Annotated in this window: 14 protein-coding genes and 2 tRNA genes; 8 read left to right on the top strand and 8 right to left on the bottom strand. The window is 60.5% G+C overall.

The window, feature by feature from the left end; all coding sequences use genetic code 11:
- Positions 1–87: 87 nt before the first annotated feature.
- From xerD to thrC, 4 genes are all read left to right on the top strand, one after another.
- Positions 88–984 (top strand): site-specific tyrosine recombinase XerD, encoded by an 897-nt coding sequence (xerD, locus tag OZ428_RS27475; protein ID WP_016977717.1) that lies wholly within the window; start codon positions 88–90, stop codon positions 982–984.
- 142 nt (positions 985–1,126) lie between these two features.
- The gene (locus tag OZ428_RS27470; protein WP_010207987.1) at positions 1,127–1,858 is read left to right on the top strand and encodes a thioredoxin fold domain-containing protein; all 732 of its coding nucleotides are present in this window, start codon (positions 1,127–1,129) and stop codon (positions 1,856–1,858) included.
- A gap of 129 nt (positions 1,859–1,987) precedes the next feature.
- Positions 1,988–3,292, top strand: coding sequence for a homoserine dehydrogenase (locus OZ428_RS27465; RefSeq protein ID WP_010207988.1), 1,305 nt, complete (start codon positions 1,988–1,990; stop codon positions 3,290–3,292).
- 67 nt (positions 3,293–3,359) lie between these two features.
- Positions 3,360–4,769, top strand: a complete 1,410-nt coding sequence (thrC, locus tag OZ428_RS27460) for a threonine synthase (protein ID WP_269131921.1) — start codon at positions 3,360–3,362, stop codon at positions 4,767–4,769.
- A gap of 81 nt (positions 4,770–4,850) precedes the next feature.
- Here the strand turns inward: thrC and OZ428_RS27455 are convergent, their stop codons facing one another.
- Positions 4,851–5,072, bottom strand: a complete 222-nt coding sequence (locus tag OZ428_RS27455) for a hypothetical protein (protein WP_016971927.1) — start codon at positions 5,070–5,072, stop codon at positions 4,851–4,853.
- 314 nt (positions 5,073–5,386) lie between these two features.
- On the opposite strand from OZ428_RS27455, the gene OZ428_RS27450 reads away from it, so the two are divergent.
- Positions 5,387–5,671 carry a DUF3509 domain-containing protein gene (locus OZ428_RS27450; RefSeq protein ID WP_033898579.1) on the top strand — a complete coding sequence of 95 codons (285 nt, stop codon included), beginning with the start codon at positions 5,387–5,389 and terminating at the stop codon, positions 5,669–5,671.
- A 170-nt stretch (positions 5,672–5,841) separates the two neighbouring features.
- Here OZ428_RS27450 and OZ428_RS27445 read toward each other — a convergent pair whose 3' ends face one another.
- Together OZ428_RS27445 and OZ428_RS27440 are read right to left on the bottom strand one after the other, a co-directional pair.
- A complete protein-coding gene (locus tag OZ428_RS27445) occupies positions 5,842–6,708 on the bottom strand; it encodes a TIGR02285 family protein (RefSeq protein WP_269131920.1) in 867 nt (288 codons plus the stop codon).
- Positions 6,708–7,907, bottom strand: a complete 1,200-nt coding sequence (locus tag OZ428_RS27440; protein ID WP_269131918.1) for a CaiB/BaiF CoA transferase family protein — start codon at positions 7,905–7,907, stop codon at positions 6,708–6,710. Before OZ428_RS27440 ends, OZ428_RS27445 begins: the two co-directional genes overlap by 1 nt.
- A 149-nt stretch (positions 7,908–8,056) precedes the next feature.
- Between OZ428_RS27440 and OZ428_RS27435 the strand changes: the two genes are divergently transcribed.
- Both OZ428_RS27435 and recJ read left to right on the top strand, forming a co-directional pair.
- Positions 8,057–8,599: a YaeQ family protein gene (locus OZ428_RS27435; RefSeq protein ID WP_016977727.1), complete on the top strand. Its 543-nt coding sequence runs from the start codon at positions 8,057–8,059 to the stop codon at positions 8,597–8,599.
- 60 nt (positions 8,600–8,659) lie between these two features.
- Positions 8,660–10,369 (top strand): single-stranded-DNA-specific exonuclease RecJ, encoded by a 1,710-nt coding sequence (gene recJ, locus OZ428_RS27430; protein WP_269131917.1) that lies wholly within the window; start codon positions 8,660–8,662, stop codon positions 10,367–10,369.
- A 178-nt stretch (positions 10,370–10,547) separates the two neighbouring features.
- Here recJ and OZ428_RS27425 read toward each other — a convergent pair whose 3' ends face one another.
- The 4 genes from OZ428_RS27425 to OZ428_RS27410 all read right to left on the bottom strand — a co-directional run bounded on the left by OZ428_RS27425 (position 10,548) and on the right by OZ428_RS27410 (position 15,125).
- Positions 10,548–11,828 (bottom strand): virulence factor family protein, encoded by a 1,281-nt coding sequence (locus OZ428_RS27425; RefSeq protein ID WP_269131916.1) that lies wholly within the window; start codon positions 11,826–11,828, stop codon positions 10,548–10,550.
- Positions 11,828–14,470 (bottom strand): bifunctional lysylphosphatidylglycerol flippase/synthetase MprF, encoded by a 2,643-nt coding sequence (gene mprF, locus OZ428_RS27420; RefSeq protein ID WP_016977730.1) that lies wholly within the window; start codon positions 14,468–14,470, stop codon positions 11,828–11,830. The genes OZ428_RS27425 and mprF overlap by 1 nt, the downstream gene beginning before the upstream one ends.
- A gap of 279 nt (positions 14,471–14,749) precedes the next feature.
- Positions 14,750–14,826: transfer RNA gene (locus OZ428_RS27415), tRNA-Met, on the bottom strand.
- A 222-nt stretch (positions 14,827–15,048) separates the two neighbouring features.
- Positions 15,049–15,125 (bottom strand) — tRNA-Met (locus OZ428_RS27410).
- A 279-nt stretch (positions 15,126–15,404) separates the two neighbouring features.
- On the opposite strand from OZ428_RS27410, the gene dinB reads away from it, so the two are divergent.
- On the top strand, positions 15,405–16,466 hold the full coding sequence (gene dinB, locus OZ428_RS27405) for a DNA polymerase IV (RefSeq protein ID WP_269131915.1): 1,062 nt from the start codon (positions 15,405–15,407) through the stop codon (positions 16,464–16,466).
- Positions 16,467–16,472: 6 nt separating this feature from the next.
- Here the strand turns inward: dinB and OZ428_RS27400 are convergent, their stop codons facing one another.
- Positions 16,473–17,426: a hypothetical protein gene (locus OZ428_RS27400; RefSeq protein WP_061433949.1), complete on the bottom strand. Its 954-nt coding sequence runs from the start codon at positions 17,424–17,426 to the stop codon at positions 16,473–16,475.
- Positions 17,427–17,437 lie beyond the last annotated feature (11 nt).

Here is a 17,437-nt window from a genome sequence, read left to right as displayed (position 1 = left end):
AGTAGCGGGCTATGAAAGACTAGTGACCCTAATCACAGTTCACTAATTAATTGCCGCAAAGCCCCGTGCCGCGTCGCTTGAGTGCCCATGCCTGCCATTGATCACCTGCTTATCGACCGTTTTCTCGACGCCCTCTGGCTGGAAAAAGGCCTGTCGGACAATACGCGCCAGGCCTACCGCAGTGACCTGGCCCTGTTCAACGGTTGGCTGCAGGAGAAAAACCTCGAGCTGATCAATGCTGGGCGCGAGCTGATTCTCGACCACCTGGCCTGGCGCCTTGAGCAAAACTACAAGCCACGTTCCACGGCGAGATTTCTCTCCGGAGTGCGTGGCTTTTATCGCTATCTGTTGCGTGAAAAGTTGATAGCGGTGGATCCGACTCTACAAGTCGACATGCCGCAATTAGGTAGGCCTCTTCCTAAGTCTCTGTCAGAAACTGACGTGGAGGCCTTACTGGCCGCCCCCGACCTCAGCGAAGCCATCGGCCAACGCGACCGCGCCATGCTGGAGGTTCTATACGCCTGTGGCCTGCGGGTGACCGAGTTGATCAGCCTGACCCTGGAGCAAGTCAACCTGCGCCAGGGCGTGCTGCGGGTGATGGGCAAGGGCAGCAAGGAAAGGCTGGTGCCCATGGGCGAGGAGGCGATTGTGTGGGTCGAGCGCTATATGCGTGATGCTCGCAGTGAGCTGCTGGGCGGACGGCCCAGCGACGTATTGTTTCCCAGCCTGCGCGGCGAGCAGATGACGCGGCAGACCTTCTGGCATCGCATCAAGCACCAGGCCAAGGTCGCGGGGATCGGCAAGACCTTGTCGCCGCACACCTTGCGCCATGCCTTCGCCACGCATTTGCTCAACCACGGTGCGGATTTGCGCGTGGTGCAGATGCTGCTCGGCCACAGCGACTTATCCACAACCCAGATCTACACCCACGTTGCCCGAGCCCGTTTGCAGGATATGCACGCCAAGCACCACCCGCGCGGCTGAAAACCGCCAATTTATCCCGCCACGGGCTGCCCTGCGGCCCAACTGTGGTAGGCTTTGCCGGTTAGCAAAGGGGACGGCACAAACCTGTGTTTTCAGTTCAGTATTCTTGCTCCCGTCCCTGCATCTGCCTTCAGGAGTTCCCATGCGCTTGACCCAGATTATTGCCGCCGCAGCCATTGCGTTGGTTTCCACCTTTGCGTTTGCCGATGACGCTGCCGAGCAGACCATCCGCAAGAGCCTGGCCAACCTGCAACTCGATACCCCGATCGAAAGCATCAGCGCCAGCCCGATGGCCGGCCTGTATGAAGTCAAGCTCAAGGGCAGCCGCGTGCTGTACGCCAGTGCCGACGGCCAGTACATCGTCCAGGGCTACCTGTTCCAGTTGAAGGACGGCAAGCCGGTCAACCTCACCGAGAAAGCCGAGCGCCTGGGCGTGTCCAAGCTGATCAACGGCATCCCGGTAGCGGAAACCGTGGTTTACCCGGCCATCGGCGAGACCAAGACCCACATCACCGTGTTCACAGACACCACCTGCCCGTACTGCCACAAGCTGCACGCCGAAGTGCCGGCGCTGAACAAGCTGGGCGTGGAAGTCCGCTACGTGGCGTTCCCGCGCCAGGGCCTGGGTTCGCCGGGTGATGAGCAGCTGCAAGCGGTGTGGTGCTCGGCTGACAAGAAAGCCGCCATGGACAAGATGGTCGATGGCAAGGAAATCAAGGCGGCCAAATGTGCCAACCCGGTTTCCAAGCAGTTCGCGTTGGGTCAGTCCATCGGCGTGAACGGTACACCGGCCATCGTTTTGGCTGACGGCCAAGTGATTCCGGGCTACCAGCCGGCACCACAAGTTGCCAAACTGGCGCTCAGTGCCAAATAAATCAGTATCGTCGAAACGTCGACGATCAAGGCTCGCTGACACGTCGGCGGGTCTTTAATTGCAAGCCGCAGTCGTGCGGCTGTTTTCCACGGCCGACCTAGCGTCGGCCGTTTCATGGGGAGTTCTTCAGTGAAACCGGTCAAAGTAGGCATCTGTGGGTTGGGGACCGTCGGTGGCGGCACCTTTAACGTACTTCAGCGTAACGCTGAGGAAATTTCCCGCCGTGCAGGTCGCGGGATTGAAGTGGCGCAAATTGCCACGCGTTCGCCAAAGCCTCAGTTCGAAACGACCGGTATTGCGATTACCAACGATGTCTTCGCCGTTGCCACCAACCCTGAAATCGATATCGTCATCGAGCTGGTCGGCGGCTACACCGTGGCCCGTGAGCTGGTGCTCAAGGCCATCGAGAACGGCAAGCACGTGGTCACCGCCAACAAGGCGCTGATCGCCGTGCACGGCAACGAGATCTTCGCCAAGGCGCGTGAGAAGGGTGTGATCGTCGCGTTCGAAGCCGCCGTGGCCGGTGGCATCCCGGTAATCAAGGCGATCCGTGAAGGCCTGTCCGCCAACCGCATCAACTGGGTGGCCGGTATCATCAACGGCACCGGTAACTTCATCCTTACCGAAATGCGCGAGAAGGGCCGTACCTTCGAAGACGTGCTGGCCGAAGCCCAAGCCCTGGGTTACGCCGAAGCCGACCCGACCTTCGACGTAGAAGGCATCGATGCGGCGCACAAGCTGACCATCCTGGCCTCTATTGCCTTTGGTATTCCGCTGCAGTTCGACAAGGCCTACACCGAAGGCATCACCAAGCTGACCACCGCCGACGTGAACTACGCCGAAGCCCTGGGCTACCGCATCAAGCACCTCGGTGTGGCGCGCAGCACTCCAGCCGGTATCGAGCTGCGTGTGCACCCGACCCTGATCCCGGCCGACCGCCTGATCGCCAACGTCAATGGCGTGATGAACGCCGTGATGGTCAACGGTGACGCCGCCGGTTCGACCCTGTTCTACGGCGCCGGCGCCGGCATGGAGCCGACCGCTTCGTCGGTGATCGCCGACCTGGTGGACGTGGTTCGCGCCATGACCAGCGACCCGGAAAACCGCGTACCGCACCTGGCCTTCCAGCCGGATTCGCTGTCGGCCCACCCGATTTTGCCGATCGAGGCCTGTGAAAGCGCCTACTACCTGCGCATCCAGGCCCAGGATCATCCGGGCGTGTTGGCCCAGGTCGCGAGCATCCTGTCGGAGCGCGGTATCAACATAGAGTCGATCATGCAGAAGGAAGTCGAGGAGCAAAACGGCCAGGTGCCGATGATCCTGCTGACGCACCGCGTGCTCGAACAGCACATCAATGATGCCATCGCTGCCCTGGAAGCCCTGCAAGGCGTGGTCGGCCCGGTGGTGCGGATTCGCGTCGAACACCTGAACTAATGGTTTTGCTGCAAGGGCCCCGCAGGTTCGGCGGCCCTTGTCCAAGAATGCTCTAGAGGAGCCAGTCATGCGTTATATCAGCACCCGCGGCCAGGCACCGGCCCTGAATTTCGAAGACGTTTTACTGGCAGGCCTTGCCACTGACGGCGGCCTGTACGTGCCGGAAAACCTGCCGCGCTTCACCCAGGAAGAGATCGCCTCGTGGGCCGGCCTGCCGTACCACGAGCTGGCGTTCCGCGTGATGCGCCCGTTCGTCACCGGCAGCATTCCGGATGCGGATTTCAAGAAGATTCTGGAAGAGACCTATGGCGTGTTTTCCCACAACGCCATCGCACCGCTGCGCCAATTGAACGGTAACGAATGGGTACTGGAACTGTTCCACGGCCCAACCCTGGCGTTCAAGGATTTCGCCCTGCAACTGCTGGGTCGCCTGCTCGATTACGTGCTGGAGAAGCGCGGCGAGCGCGTGGTGATCATCGGCGCCACCTCCGGTGACACCGGTTCGGCCGCCATCGAAGGGTGCAAGCACTGCGAAAACGTCGACATCTTCATCCTGCACCCGCACAAGCGCGTATCGGAAGTGCAGCGTCGCCAGATGACCACCATCTTTGGTGAGAACATCCACAACATCGCCATCGAAGGCAACTTCGATGACTGCCAGGAAATGGTCAAGAACAGCTTCGCTGACCAGAGCTTCCTGAAGGGCACACGCCTGGTAGCGGTGAACTCGATCAACTGGGCGCGGATCATGGCCCAGATCGTCTACTACTTCCATGCATCCCTGCAGTTGGGCGGCCCGGCGCGTTCGGTATCGTTCTCGGTGCCGACCGGCAACTTCGGCGACATCTTCGCCGGTTACCTGGCGCGCAACATGGGCCTGCCGATCAACCAGTTGATCGTCGCCACCAACCGCAACGACATCCTGCACCGCTTCATGAGCGGCAACCAGTACGTCAAGGAAACCCTGCACGCCACGCTGTCGCCGTCCATGGACATCATGGTCTCGTCGAACTTCGAGCGCCTGCTGTTCGACATGCATGGCCGCAACGGCGCAGCGATTGCCGGCCTGATGGACTCCTTCAAGAGCGGTGGCGGTTTCAGCGTGGAAGAAGAGCGCTGGACCGAAACCCGCAAGCTGTTCGATTCCCTGGCCGTTGACGATGCTCAGACCTGCGAAACCATCGCAGAAGTCTACGCCCAGACCGGTGAGCTGCTGGACCCGCACACCGCTATCGGTGTGAAGGCCGCCCGCGAATGCCGTCGCAGCCTGGACATCCCGATGGTGATCCTGGGCACCGCCCACCCGGTCAAATTCCCGGAAGCGGTGGAGAAGGCCGGCGTTGGCAAGGCGCTGGAATTGCCGGTGCACCTGACTGATTTGTTTGAGCGTGAAGAGCGTTGCACCGTATTGGCCAATGACTTGAAGGCTGTGCAGGCGTTTGTCAGCCAGCATGGCAACCGTGGTAAGCCGTTGTAAGGCGCACCGCGCAGACAAAAACGCCGCTTTCCCTTCCTTGGGTCAGCGGCGTTTTTTGTTTCTGGCAGGCCGGGTCAAGCGTTACGAGAATAGTTTCTGAGCGACGACGATTACGGTGCCGACTGCGGCATAGAATCCCGTCGCGATACCCACTGGGTACCAGAAAGTCTCACAGGTTATCTTCAGGGACTCTTTATTGAGTTTGTTCTGCTCTGCATTCATACGTGCTATTTCAGCAAAAATACGTGATACCTCGGCGTGCATTCTGTCTGTCGATGTCTGCTGTTCATTTTGTTCCGCCATCTTGATCATCCTTCGTAGTAACGGCCTTTTGACATGCGCTTTTGCCTGCACCGCAGCACCACCAGCGCCTACCGAGTATAGGATTCATCTCTGGCCCCAGCCCTCGGCCAACCCCAAAACAGCTGCCCATTGCGTAAGCAGTTATGTGCCGCCGTTTTTTCCCTGTCATGTTGCAAGCGCATGCTGGAATCCGTCACCCCCTGACGGCCCCATAAAGACGATAAAGCGAACTTTCCTACGTCACAAACAGTCACTTAGGATAGATGCAGCTCCCGTTGAAACGATTGTTCCCGAACTATTGAGTGGTGATCGAGATGGAAAGTATCAGCCTATTGCTCGAAGAAGCACTGAGCCCTTATCAGGTTACGCTGACCACCTCTGGTGTGCAGGACGAGTGCCTGGTAACCGTGAAGAATCCTGCTGGCGCCATCGTGGTCGAACGTGAAGTCGACCGCGCCCAATTGATGGACAAGCGCGTGCTGGTGGATGTTGTGGACTGTCTGCTACGCGACATTAAAATCGCTGAAGGGCGCCTGGAGCCCTCGGTCATCGCGGCCTTGCGCAACGCAGCCCAGACCCGCAGCGCCACTGCCGCATGAAGAATTGTTTAACTGTGGAAACTTCCTACAACGTGGCCGGTCAGATTTCGTAACAGCAAGAGCAAACATTGTGCTCCGGTGTTTGTGCCTTGTTGTACTGGTCTTTGTAGGCCACGTTTAACCCCGAAGTGTCTCCCCACGCTTCGGGGTTTCTTTTTGCCCGCGATTTGTCACGGCTCCGGCGAGTCCTGGAAAAAGCTTGGGTTATCGCGCAGATACTGTTCGCGCATGACCGGGTCCAGCCATGAGGCGTAGGACTGCTGTACCTGCTCCTGTGGGATCTCGTGCAATACCTGGTTGATCCGTTCGATGGCCTGGCGTCCCTGAGGCGTGTCCGAACAGCCGATATGCGTGTGCTGGTAAGGTGCCGAGCCTTGGATGGGGTAAAAGATCAGGTCGTCCGAGGCGATGCCCTGTTGCATCGCGTGATAGCGGATTTCCGGCCAATAACCCAACACCGCCTCAAGCCTGCCCAGGCGCTGCATCTGCAACAGGCTACCCAGGGCGTCGTTACCGTAATGCAGTGCGAGCTTGTGCGCATCGGCGTGCTTGAGCCGTTCATCGATGACAGGCCCGTAGCTGCGCTCTGCGATGGCACCCACCCGGGTTTTGTGGGCATCAAGGAACGTCTGCAGGTCAAACTGGCCTTGCGTGATGTAGGGCGCCATGGCTTCTTGCTGGTTACGCCGCACCGTGACGCCATTGCTGGCGACCACAAATGCCTGGCTGGAAAACACGATGTATCTGGCCCGCTCGGCCGTCCACAGCAATGAGGGGTCACAGGTGAACGTGGGCTCACGCAGCATTTGCATGCCCCGCGCGCGATTGACGTGCAGCACCTGGTGCCGATATTCCGGCAGGCGTTGGATGAGTATCGGCAGCAACTGATCCAGCGCGCCCTGGCCTTTGCTTGGGCCTTCGAAAATGGTCAGTGGCGGCAAGTCGCGCAATAACCACACCAGCGTGTCTTCTGCGCTGGCGATCGGGGCCCAGGCGAGTAGGGCACTCAGGCAAAGCTGAGTAAGCCTGCGTCCCATCAGATCGCGCCTGCCTCACGTAAACGCGCAATCGCGGCAACGTCGTAACCCAGCCCGCCCAGCACCACACTGTTATGTTCACCCAACTGCGGCCCAACCCACTCGCAGCTGCCCGGCGTGTCCGACAGCTTGGGCACGATGCCGGGCATCTTGAAGTCTTTGCCGCCAGGCAACTTGGCCTTGAGGAACATCTCCCTGGCCAGGAATTGCGGGTCGCCGAGCATGTCCTCGGCGCTGTAGATGCGGCTGGCGGGTACTTCGGCTTTGTTCAGGATCTCTATCACCTGATCCAGCGGTAGCGAATTCACCCAGCGATCAATCACGCCGTACAGTTCATCACGGCGGCTATCGCGCCCGTCATTGCTGGCAAGTACAGGATCGTTGGCCAAATCCTCACGGCCAATAGCGGACATGAAGCGCTTGAAAATCGCATCGCCGTTGGCGCCAATCTGCACATGCTTGCCATCGGCGCTGGTGTGGATCGAGGAGGGCGTGATACCGGGCATGATGTTGCCGGTGCGTTCGCGAATAAAGCCAAACACGTCGAACTCCGGGATCATGCTTTCCATCATGGCGAAGATGGCTTCGTACAGCGCCACATCCACCACCTGGCCCAGGCCGCCGTTGACTTCGCGATGACGCAGCGCCATCAACGCACCAATCACCGCCCACAGCGCGGCGATCGAGTCACCGATGGAAATACCGGTGCGGACCGGCGGGCGGTCTTCAAAGCCGGTGATGTAGCGCAAGCCGCCCATGGATTCGCCCACGGCGCCAAAGCCGGGTTGGTCTTTCATCGGCCCGGTCTGGCCAAAGCCGGAGAGGCGCACCATCACCAGCTTGGGGTTGAGGGCGTGCAGGGTTTCCCAGCTCAGGCCGAGTTTCTCCAGCACGCCGGGGCGGAAATTCTCGATCAGGATGTCGGCGTCGGCCAGCAACTGCTTGAGGATGGCCAGGCCGTCCGGGTGCTTGAGGTTCAGCGTCAGCGACTGCTTGTTGCGCGCCTGCACGAACCACCACAGCGACGTGCCCTCGTACAGCTTGCGCCATTTGCGCAGGGGGTCGCCGCCGTCGGGCGATTCGACCTTGATCACCTCAGCGCCGAATTCCGCGCAGATACGTGAGGCAAACGGGCCGGCGATCAGGGTGCCGAGTTCGATGACTTTCAGTCCGGCAAGCGGTTTGGCGTTGAACGGCATGAGGATCCTTGTTTGCGCAAGAGCGGTAATGTGATGCCTTTTAACATAGGCGGGCAGGCCAGGGATAAGGATGATGCAGCGCACGATTCGTTGAATGACCCCGCCATCGGTTAGACTGGCCGCCTTTCCCTGTCTCTAGAAGCCCGTTCATGGCCCAGCCGTCCACGACCTACAAATTCGAACTCAACCTCACCGACCTTGATCGCTCGGTGTACGAGAGTGTCAAACAGACCATCGCCCGCCATCCGTCGGAAACGGAAGAGCGCATGACTGTGCGCCTGCTGGCCTACGCCCTCTGGTACAACGAGCAGCTGTCGTTCGGGCGCGGACTGTCAGATGTAGACGAGCCAGCCCTGTGGGAAAAAAGCCTGGATGATCGGGTCCTGCACTGGATCGAAGTCGGCCAGCCCGATGCCGACCGCCTCACCTGGTGCTCGCGTCGCACCGAGCGCACCAGCCTGCTGGCCTACGGCAGCTTGCGCGTTTGGGAAGGCAAGGTCGTGCCGGTAGCGAATAACCTGAAAAACGTACACATCGCCGCCGTGCCTCAGGAAGTCCTCGAGACCCTGGCCAAGGACATGCCCCGCGTCATCAAGTGGGACGTGATGATCAGCGAAGGCACGATGTTTGTCACCGACGACCGTGGCCAGCATGAAGTGCAGTTGCAGTGGTTGGTCGGCGAACGCGGTTGATTGGATCGCCGCCGGTCACCTGTTTTATTTCCGTATCAGAAGAGAAGTCTCCGTCACACCATGCGCATCGATCCTCGCCCGTTACCCGCCGTCCTGCCGTTTCTCGGTGAATTGCCACCGCTGTTGACCCGTCTCTACGCCGCGCGCGGGGTGCAGTCCGAGGCTGAGCTGGATAAAAGCCTGGCGCGGTTGATTCCCTACCAGCAGCTCAAGGGGATCGACGCGGCGGTGGACTTGCTGGTGACCGCGCTGGAGCAGCGCCAGCGCATCCTTATCGTGGGTGACTTTGACGCCGATGGCGCCACGGCCAGCACCGTGGGCACCCTGGGCCTGCGTTTGCTCGGTGCGGCCCATGTTGACTATCTGGTGCCCAATCGTTTCGAGTACGGCTATGGCCTGACCCCGGAAATCGTTGCAGTCGCCCTGCAGCGTGAGCCGCAATTGCTGATCACTGTGGACAACGGCATTTCCAGCGTCGAAGGCGTGGCGGCGGCGAAAGCGGCGGGGTTGCAGGTGTTGGTGACGGACCACCACTTGCCCGGCGATGAGTTGCCGGCGGCGGATGCCATCGTCAACCCGAACCAGCCTGGCTGCGAATTCCCGAGCAAAGCACTGGCCGGTGTCGGCGTGATCTTTTATGTGCTGATGGCCCTGCGCGCGCGCCTGCGCAGCTTGGGCTGGTACGAGAATAAGCCTCAACCCAACATCGGTGAATTGCTCGACCTGGTTGCCCTGGGCAGCGTCGCCGACGTGGTGCCCCTGGATGCCAACAACCGCATCCTCGTGCATCAGGGCCTGGAGCGTATCCGCGCCGGCCGTGCGCGGCCAGGGATCAAGGCGATCCTGGAAGTGGCCAAGCGCGATGCCGCGCGTATCACCTCAACCGACCTGGGATTTATCCTCGGGCCACGCCTGAACGCTGCCGGTCGTCTGGATGACATGAGCCTGGGCATCGAATGCCTGCTCACCACCGACGTTGCCGCGGCGCGGGAAATGGCCGCGCAACTGGACGGCATGAACCAGGACCGCAAATCCATCGAGCAAGGCATGCAGCGCGAAGCCCTGGCCCAGCTCAAGGACTTGCCGGTGGAGTCGATGCCTTACGGCTTGTGCCTGTTTGATCCGGAATGGCACCAGGGCGTGATCGGGATTCTCGCGTCGCGTATGAAAGAACGTTACTTTCGCCCGACCATCGCCTTCGCCGACGCCGGTGATGGCTTGCTCAAGGGCTCAGGGCGCTCTGTGCAGGGGTTTCATATCCGTGATGCGCTGGCGGTGGTTGCGAGCCAGCATCCCAACCTGATCGCCAAATACGGCGGTCACGCCATGGCGGCAGGGCTGACGTTGCCCGAAGAAAACTTCCCGCTGTTTGCCGAAGCCTTTGATGCTGAAGTGCGTCGCCAATTGCGTGAAGAAGACCTGACCGGTCGGCTGCTGTCGGACGGCACTCTGGCGGTGGAAGAATTTCACCTGGAACTGGCCCACGCGCTGCGGCATGCCGGGCCGTGGGGGCAGCACTTTCCCGAGCCGGTCTTTCACGGTGTATTCCAGTTGGTGGAGCAGCGCGTGGTGGGTGAGCGTCACCTGAAGGTGGTGCTCAAGACTGAATGCGGTTCGGTGAAGCTCGATGGCATTGCGTTTGGGGTGGACCGTGAGGTCTGGCCGAACCCGACCGTGCGTTGGGTGGAATTGGCTTACAAGCTGGATGTGAACGAGTTTCGTGGGAATGAGACTGTGCAGTTGATGATTGCCCACATCGAACCGCGCTAAATCTCAGCGGTTTTTTTATGGTGAGCGGGCTTGTTGTGGTGAGCGGGCTTGCCCCGCGTTGGGTGGCGAAGCCGCCCTGATAAAAACGCCGCATTCTGTCAGGCAGAATGCGGCGTTTGGTTTTAGGGCCGCTGCGCAGCCCAGCGCGGGGCAAGCCCGCTCACTACATTGGGGGAGCCTATTCGGCTTTGGCCTGGTGTTTGACGATGATATCCACCAACCGCTTGGCCAGCGCCGGGTAGTTCTCATCGAAGTGATGCCCACCTGGCAGCTTCAGCGCTTCACCCACGGCCGTCTTATCCGTGCAACCGCTCTCGTCGACCTCTTCCGCACCGTAGATGCACACCACTTTCTCAGGTGGCAACTTGGCCATTTCTGGCCCAGTGGCGGCTTCCTTACCAGCGTTGCCCAACCAGCCTTCCACTTCAATCTCGAAGCTGCCCGTGCGCGCAAACGCCAGAAGGATGATTGCGTCCACACGCTGCTGCTCGTTTTCCGGCATACGGTTGTAGATGGCCGGCAACACATCGGCGCCGAACGAATAACCGGTCAATACGAAGCGCTTGGTGCCCCATTTCTGACGGTAGTGCTGCATCAGTTCGGTGAGGTCCTTGGCGCTCTGTTCCGGGGTCTTGTGCTGCCAGTAGTAGCGCAGGGTGTCGATACCCACCACCGGGTAGCCGATCTTGGCCATCTCGCCCGCCACGTCGCGGTCCAGGTCACGCCAGCCGCCATCACCGGAGAGGAACAGGGTGACGGTATCTTTGGCTTGGCCGGCCGGCACTTCAACCACCGGAATCGCCAGGCCGCCGTTGTCCGAACCCACCAGTTGCTTGCGCAACTCGTTGTTCAGTACTTGCGGGTAGTGAATGTCGTAGTCGCTGATGCTGGTGGTGGCACGCGGTGTGTCGCGTACGAAACTGGCAGCATCATCCTCAGGGTTGTCGTTCCAGGCCACCAGCCAATTGCCGTGGGCGGCCGTTTTCGGCAGCGGGTCCTTGCAACCTTCCTGGGTCATGGCGAAACCGACGGAGATGGCGTTGGCCTTGTCGTCGTTCTGAGCGGCCAGCCAGCGCCATGCCAGGCTTGCACCAGGGCCGATACCGCTGACCAGCGTCGCGGGGCCCTTGAGCTGGCCCAGGGCGCTTTGCAGCGCTTGTTCCTGCAGCTTGCAGTCGTCCTTGGGCAGGATTACCTGAATGATCTGCGCCTTGCCGCCTTGGCTCAAGGCAATCAGTTGGCTGTCGGTCAGTACATCGGCGGCCATCACGGCCACGGCCACGCGGGCTTTGGCCGTGCCGTACGGGGTGACGCGGGTCATCACCGAACCATCGGCCTGGGGCAATTGCTCCAGGGTCGGCTGCGGGGCAGGGCGGTTCCAGTACCAATAGCCGCCACCCAGGACCAGGGCGAGCAGCACTACAAAGGCCAATACATACCGCCAGGAGCGTCGAATCATCAGCGTTTCACCAATCCAGTCAAGCCGCCCGCGATCAGGGCGGCGGTATCGGCCAGTGCCACCAGCGGATCAAGTCCTGCGGGCACGGCCATGTAACGGGGTTCCCAGTCAGGCTGGAACTTGTCTTTGAAGCGGCGCAAACCTTGGAAGTTATACAGTTGCTCGCCACGACGGAACACCATCGAACCCAGGCGTTGGGTCAACGGGGCGCCGCGTCGTGGTTGCAGGCCCGACAACGGCACCATGCCGAGGCTGAAGCGGGCGTAGCCGTGACTCTTATAGTGTTGAATCAGGCCGACCATCATGAACTCCATGGTCAGCTTGGGCGCATCCGGGTGGGCGCGCATCAGGTCGAGACTGGCCAGGTCGTGGTTGTAGGTCTCGAGCAGGTTGGCGAAGGCCACCGGGCGCCCTTCGAAGCGAATGATCGCAATACGAAAGTGCTTGAGGTAGTCGTCGCTGAAGCGTCCCAGGGAAAAGCCTTTTTCCCGCACATTCTTGCCGGTCAGCCAGGCATCGGAGATCACCTTGAGCTCGTCCATCGGCGCGGTGCCCGGTTCGCAGATCTCCAGGGACAGGCCGTCCCGCGAGCCACGGTTCCAGGTGTAGCGCAGGTCCTTCATCTCTTTGCCCTTGGCTTCCAGGTCAAAGCGTTTCAGGTCGACACGGGCTTCTTCGCCCAGCTTGATGGCGGTGAGGCCGATGTCCATGTAGTACGGCAGGTTCTCGGCGCGGACCTGGTAGAACACCGGGCGCGCGTGGTGGATGTCGCACAGGTCACGGAACTGCCAGATCATCTCGGCCCGCGGCTGGGTCGGGCCGATCGGGTCGTACAACGCTACCAGGCTACGGCCGCGACGGGCATACATCAGGAACGCTTCATCATTGGGGTGGAACAGCAGCGCCTTGTCACCGGTAAGCGCCAGGCCACCGTCGGGCTGGGACGAGGCCATCAGGATCTTACTGGCGCGCTCCAGTTCGTCGGGTGTCGGCAGGTGGATCACCGGGCGGGCGGTGCGCAGCAGCCAGGTCAGCGACACAACCACCAGCACCACAGCGGCACCCAACAGCGAACGCAGGCCGCGTGGGGCGTTGGCGTCGAGGGTGAACTGCCACCACAGCTGATGGCTGTAAGGCACGTCTTGATAAGCGAACAGCAGCAGCCAGATCGAAGCGCCCAGCACGCAGACACTGGCTACCAGGTACAGCGGCGAGAAGGGCAGTTCGGTCAGGCGGCTGGCGCGATAGAACGAGCGTCTGAAGATCGCCAGCAGGATCGCGGTCATGGTCATCAGGCTGGCTTCTTCCCAGTCGAAACCCTTGAGCAGCGAGAGCAGGGCGCCGACCAACAGCAGCACCATGGTCAGCATCCAGGCGGCCGATAAGCGTCGGCGCAGGCCCTGGGCCAGCAACAGGCACAGCACGCCGATCAGGCTGGCGCCAAAGTGCGAGGCGTCAATCAGGCGGTGGGGAATCAGGAAGCCGATGTTTTCCAGGCGTGAGTCGATTTCGGGCGTGGCGCCAGAGAACAGCAGGACCACGCCGGACAAAAAAACCAGTACGGCCAGCACTGGCGCGGCCAGCCCAGAGGCAACCCGCAGGCTTTGCTGGGTCTGGAACAGTCGCTGCGCTTCGTTGACCAACAGGAACACGCAGGCAATCAACAGCGGCAGCACCACATAGATCATGCGATACAGCAGCAGGGCGGCGGCCAATGGCGCGGCACCCAGTTTGTCAGCGAAGGCCGCCAGCAGGATCGCTTCGAATACGCCCACACCGCCCGGCACGTGGCTGAGCACACCGGCGGCCAAGGCCAGCAGGTACACCAGCAGGAAGGGACCGAACGGTGGCGCTTCCGGCAGCAGCATATAAAGAACAGTGGCGGCAGCGGCCACGTCCAGCGCGGTAATGATCAGTTGCAGGAAGGTCAGGCGGCGACCCGGCAGGCGCAAGGTACGACGACCGGCTTTGACCAACAGGTTATCCGGGTAGGGTTGTTCCGGCAGGCGACGGCGATAGATGCCGATGCACAACACCGCCGACAACAGCAGCACCGCGCCAGCAATACCGCCCAGCACAGCTTGTGGCAAATGCAGGTAGGTCGAAGCGGCGGGCAGGTTGCTCAGTGTCGCCAATGCGGCCAGTGGCGGCAGTGCTGTGCCGAGCGCCAGGCTGGCGAACACTGTCATGTGGGCGACTTCCGAAGCCCCGATGCCATGGCGTGCATATAAACGGTAACGCACCGAACCGCCGGAGAGCATCGACAGGCCAATCGCATTGCCGATGGCAAACGCGGTAAAGCCACCCAGGGCCAGGGTTTTGGCGGGCAGGTTCACGCCCGCGTAGCGCGCACCGGAAAATTCGTAGCCCAATAGAATGACGAAACCGGCGACGGCCGCCGCAAACGCGCCGAGCAGGGCGGGCTTGGGCACTTCCAGGATCGAATCGTGGAGGGCGTAGAGGTCCAGTTCCAGCAGCAGGTGGCGGCAGGCGATCAGGGCGATGGCGAACAACAATAGAGTGACGGCCAGCCCGATGGGTTGCCGGTACTTACTCACCAGATCCAGCCAACGCAAACGGGTGGGTGTGATCGGTTGTTCTGCTGTGACAGTGTCTTGTGGTTCAGACGAGTTGGCGCGCATCAATCACCTCGTGGATTGTGCGCGACAGGATGGAGGTATCCAGCCAAGTTACCAATCCCTATGGACAAAATAATTACAAATATTAACGCGTATCACCGGGTGCGGCGACTGCGGCCATTGGTCGTAGAGGGTAGCGCTTGAGCATTGAGCATAGCTTGCAATGAGATGGACTCTACAAACCGCGTGCGGTTTCATGAAAGATGCCATGCCATTGTTTCAGAAGAACTTTTTCACCGGATACAAAAAAGGCCACTCTTTCGAGTAGCCTTTTTTGATGTTTGGTTGCGGGAGCCGGATTTGAACCGACGACCTTCGGGTTATGAGCCCGACGAGCTACCAGACTGCTCCATCCCGCGTCTGTGGGCGGCATTCTACAGCCCAACGGCGGGGTGTCAACTGTTAATGGATATATCGGTCAAATAACTGCTCAGGCAACCTAAGTTTCAGATTGGAAAAGGTTTTTGGAGTGAGCGGGCTTGCTGTGGTGAGCGGGCTTGCCCCGCGCCAGGTTGCGAAGCAGCCTGCATAACTGACAGACACAAAAAAGGCCACTCTTTCGAGTAGCCTTTTTTGATGTTTGGTTGCGGGAGCCGGATTTGAACCGACGACCTTCGGGTTATGAGCCCGACGAGCTACCAGACTGCTCCATCCCGCGTCTGTGTGTCGGCATTCTACAGAGGAACGCGGGTGTGTCAACCCGTGAATTGAAGAAAAGCGCTTGTGGTTCAATCGGTTAGCTCTCCAAGGAGGCCTCTCGATACCTCGCCAGCCCAGTCTGGCCGAGGCTTTCAGCTCTATCAGCAGGCCAAATTCGATTGAGAAAATAAATTCATCTGGGATTTTTCCTACCGCTCAAGCGGAAGAATCAAACTACTGGTGCTATATACAGGTGTGAATGCGATACTGGCCACCCGTAGGTACACACCCCGTTTATATGACGCAGCGCAAAATCATCCACGTCGACTGTGATTGCTTCTACGCCGCCATCGAGATGCGCGATGACCCGAGCCTGGCGCAAAAACCGCTGGCCGTAGGTGGCTCGGCAGATCGCCGTGGGGTGATCGCCACCTGCAACTACGAGGCGCGGGCCTATGGCGTGCGCTCGGCCATGTCGTCACGCCACGCCTTGAAGCTGTGCCCGGACCTGACCATCGTCAAGCCGCGCATGGATGCCTATAAAGAAGCATCGAAGGAAATCCAGACGATCTTTCGCGACTACACCGACCTGATCGAGCCGTTGTCGCTGGATGAAGCCTATCTGGACGTGTCCGACAGCCCACATTTCGGCGGCAGTGCCACGCGCATCGCCCAGGATATTCGCCGGCGTGTCTCCAACCAATTGCATATCACCGTGTCCGCCGGTGTAGCGCCGAACAAGTTCCTGGCCAAGATCGCCAGCGACTGGAAGAAGCCCAACGGACTCTTTGTGATTACTCCCGACCAGGTCGAAGACTTCGTCTCGCAATTGCGCGTAAGTAAGTTGCACGGCGTAGGCAAAGTCACAGCGGACAAGCTTGCGCGCCTGGGGATCGAAGACTGCCTGCAGTTGCGCGAATGGAACAAGCTGGCGCTGGTGCGCGAATTCGGCAGTTTTGGCGAGCGGCTGTGGAGCCTGGCCCGTGGGATCGATGACCGCGTGGTGCAGAACGACAGTCGCCGGCAGTCGATCAGTGTGGAAAATACCTACGACGTGGATTTGCCGGACCTCTCAAGCTGCCTGGCCAAGCTCCCTGAACTGATGGAAACCCTGGCCGGACGCATGGCGCGCATCGACAGCAGTTATCGGGCGGGCAAGCCGTTCGTTAAGGTGAAATTTCATGATTTTACCCAGACCACCTTGGAGCAGGCGGGGGCAGGGCGGGATCTGGAGAGTTATCAACAGCTGCTGACGCAGGCGTTCAATCGAGGCGGGAAGCCGGTGCGGTTGCTGGGGATTGGGGTGCGGTTGCTGGACCTGAGTAGTGGCAATGAACAGCTGGAGCTGTTCAGCCACTAATCATTTTCAGCGAGCCCCGGGATCCGCCACCAACCGCCCCGCATCCTTGGTCAGCGCTTGCAGGAATTCCTGCTGCAACTCGGGATCATTGCGGGTCAGTTCGATCAGGCTTTGTTCCAGCTCACTGGCTTCTTCTTCCAGGCCCAGCTCAGACAGGCGCTTGACGCGGTGCACCCACTGGCTGACTTCGTCGTCTTCCAGGTCGTCGTAGATCAGGCCGTGCGCTTCCAGCAACTTGTTGCGCAAGGTGCTGCTGACCGCCAGCGTGGAGTCCGAATGCACGTCGTCCTGGCCATCTTCCACGCTGATCTTCAAGGTCGTGACGCGGTTCAGGTCCTGCTCGGCAAATGGGCTGTCCAACAGGTTCAGGCGCAGTACGCCGTTACGGTCGGTGGTCAGCTCATGGACCTGCTTGCCGGCGGTGACTTGCACCGGGCGTTCGCTCCAGGGCAGGCTCGAATACTCCACACGCTTGTCGCGCTGGACTTCATCGATCCCCGCCAGGTTCTGTTGCGCACGGCCGTGGGACTGCACGTTCATGAACGGGTTGAGACCGTCCACGCCGTAGGTCAGCCAGTCACGCGTCACGCTGGTCGGCAGGTTGCCAAGGGCGAAGACGTTCACCACATTGGCGCCCGCGCCGGCCACCAGGGCTACGGCACCCAACGGCATCTCATAGAGTTTGCGCCAGGGCTGGTAGGGCGTGTAGCGGTCGTAACGACGGGTGACTTCGAACTCGGTGACCTCAAAGGTCTTCTGCTCGTGAATACGGACCCGGCGTTGCGGCAGCTCCAGCACTTTGGGTTCGCCTACATCGATCTGCAGGCTGTGGTCGAGCAACTTACGCTCGACCCGCTCCTCGTGCTCACTGCGTTGCGACATCTGGTTGGCGCAGCCGCTGACCAGCAGGGCGCCGCACAAGGCGGCGCCCCCCAGGGCTCTGGTGTTTCGCTTGAACATGACTTCTCTTG

Origin of the sequence: Pseudomonas sp. GXZC (assembly GCF_026967615.1) — a bacterium.
Taxonomy (GTDB): domain Bacteria; phylum Pseudomonadota; class Gammaproteobacteria; order Pseudomonadales; family Pseudomonadaceae; genus Aquipseudomonas; species Aquipseudomonas azotoformans_A.
The sequence above is the reverse complement of the archived record's forward strand: the minus strand, read 5'-3'. Positions and strand labels throughout refer to the sequence as shown.

What these genes read in the sequence shown, in the direction of transcription:
- xerD (WP_016977717.1), top strand. Translation starts at nt 88, where the DNA reads ATGCCTGCCATTGATCACCTGCTTATCGACCGTTTTCTCGACGCCCTC.
- OZ428_RS27470 (WP_010207987.1), top strand. Translation starts at nt 1,127, where the DNA reads ATGCGCTTGACCCAGATTATTGCCGCCGCAGCCATTGCGTTGGTTTCC.
- thrC (WP_269131921.1), top strand. Translation starts at nt 3,360, where the DNA reads ATGCGTTATATCAGCACCCGCGGCCAGGCACCGGCCCTGAATTTCGAA.
- OZ428_RS27455 (WP_016971927.1), bottom strand. Translation starts at nt 5,072, where the DNA reads ATGGCGGAACAAAATGAACAGCAGACATCGACAGACAGAATGCACGCC.
- OZ428_RS27450 (WP_033898579.1), top strand. Translation starts at nt 5,387, where the DNA reads ATGGAAAGTATCAGCCTATTGCTCGAAGAAGCACTGAGCCCTTATCAG.
- OZ428_RS27445 (WP_269131920.1), bottom strand. Translation starts at nt 6,708, where the DNA reads ATGGGACGCAGGCTTACTCAGCTTTGCCTGAGTGCCCTACTCGCCTGG.
- OZ428_RS27440 (WP_269131918.1), bottom strand. Translation starts at nt 7,907, where the DNA reads ATGCCGTTCAACGCCAAACCGCTTGCCGGACTGAAAGTCATCGAACTC.
- OZ428_RS27435 (WP_016977727.1), top strand. Translation starts at nt 8,057, where the DNA reads ATGGCCCAGCCGTCCACGACCTACAAATTCGAACTCAACCTCACCGAC.
- recJ (WP_269131917.1), top strand. Translation starts at nt 8,660, where the DNA reads ATGCGCATCGATCCTCGCCCGTTACCCGCCGTCCTGCCGTTTCTCGGT.
- OZ428_RS27425 (WP_269131916.1), bottom strand. Translation starts at nt 11,828, where the DNA reads ATGATTCGACGCTCCTGGCGGTATGTATTGGCCTTTGTAGTGCTGCTC.
- mprF (WP_016977730.1), bottom strand. Translation starts at nt 14,470, where the DNA reads ATGCGCGCCAACTCGTCTGAACCACAAGACACTGTCACAGCAGAACAA.
- dinB (WP_269131915.1), top strand. Translation starts at nt 15,405, where the DNA reads ATGACGCAGCGCAAAATCATCCACGTCGACTGTGATTGCTTCTACGCC.
- OZ428_RS27400 (WP_061433949.1), bottom strand. Translation starts at nt 17,426, where the DNA reads ATGTTCAAGCGAAACACCAGAGCCCTGGGGGGCGCCGCCTTGTGCGGC.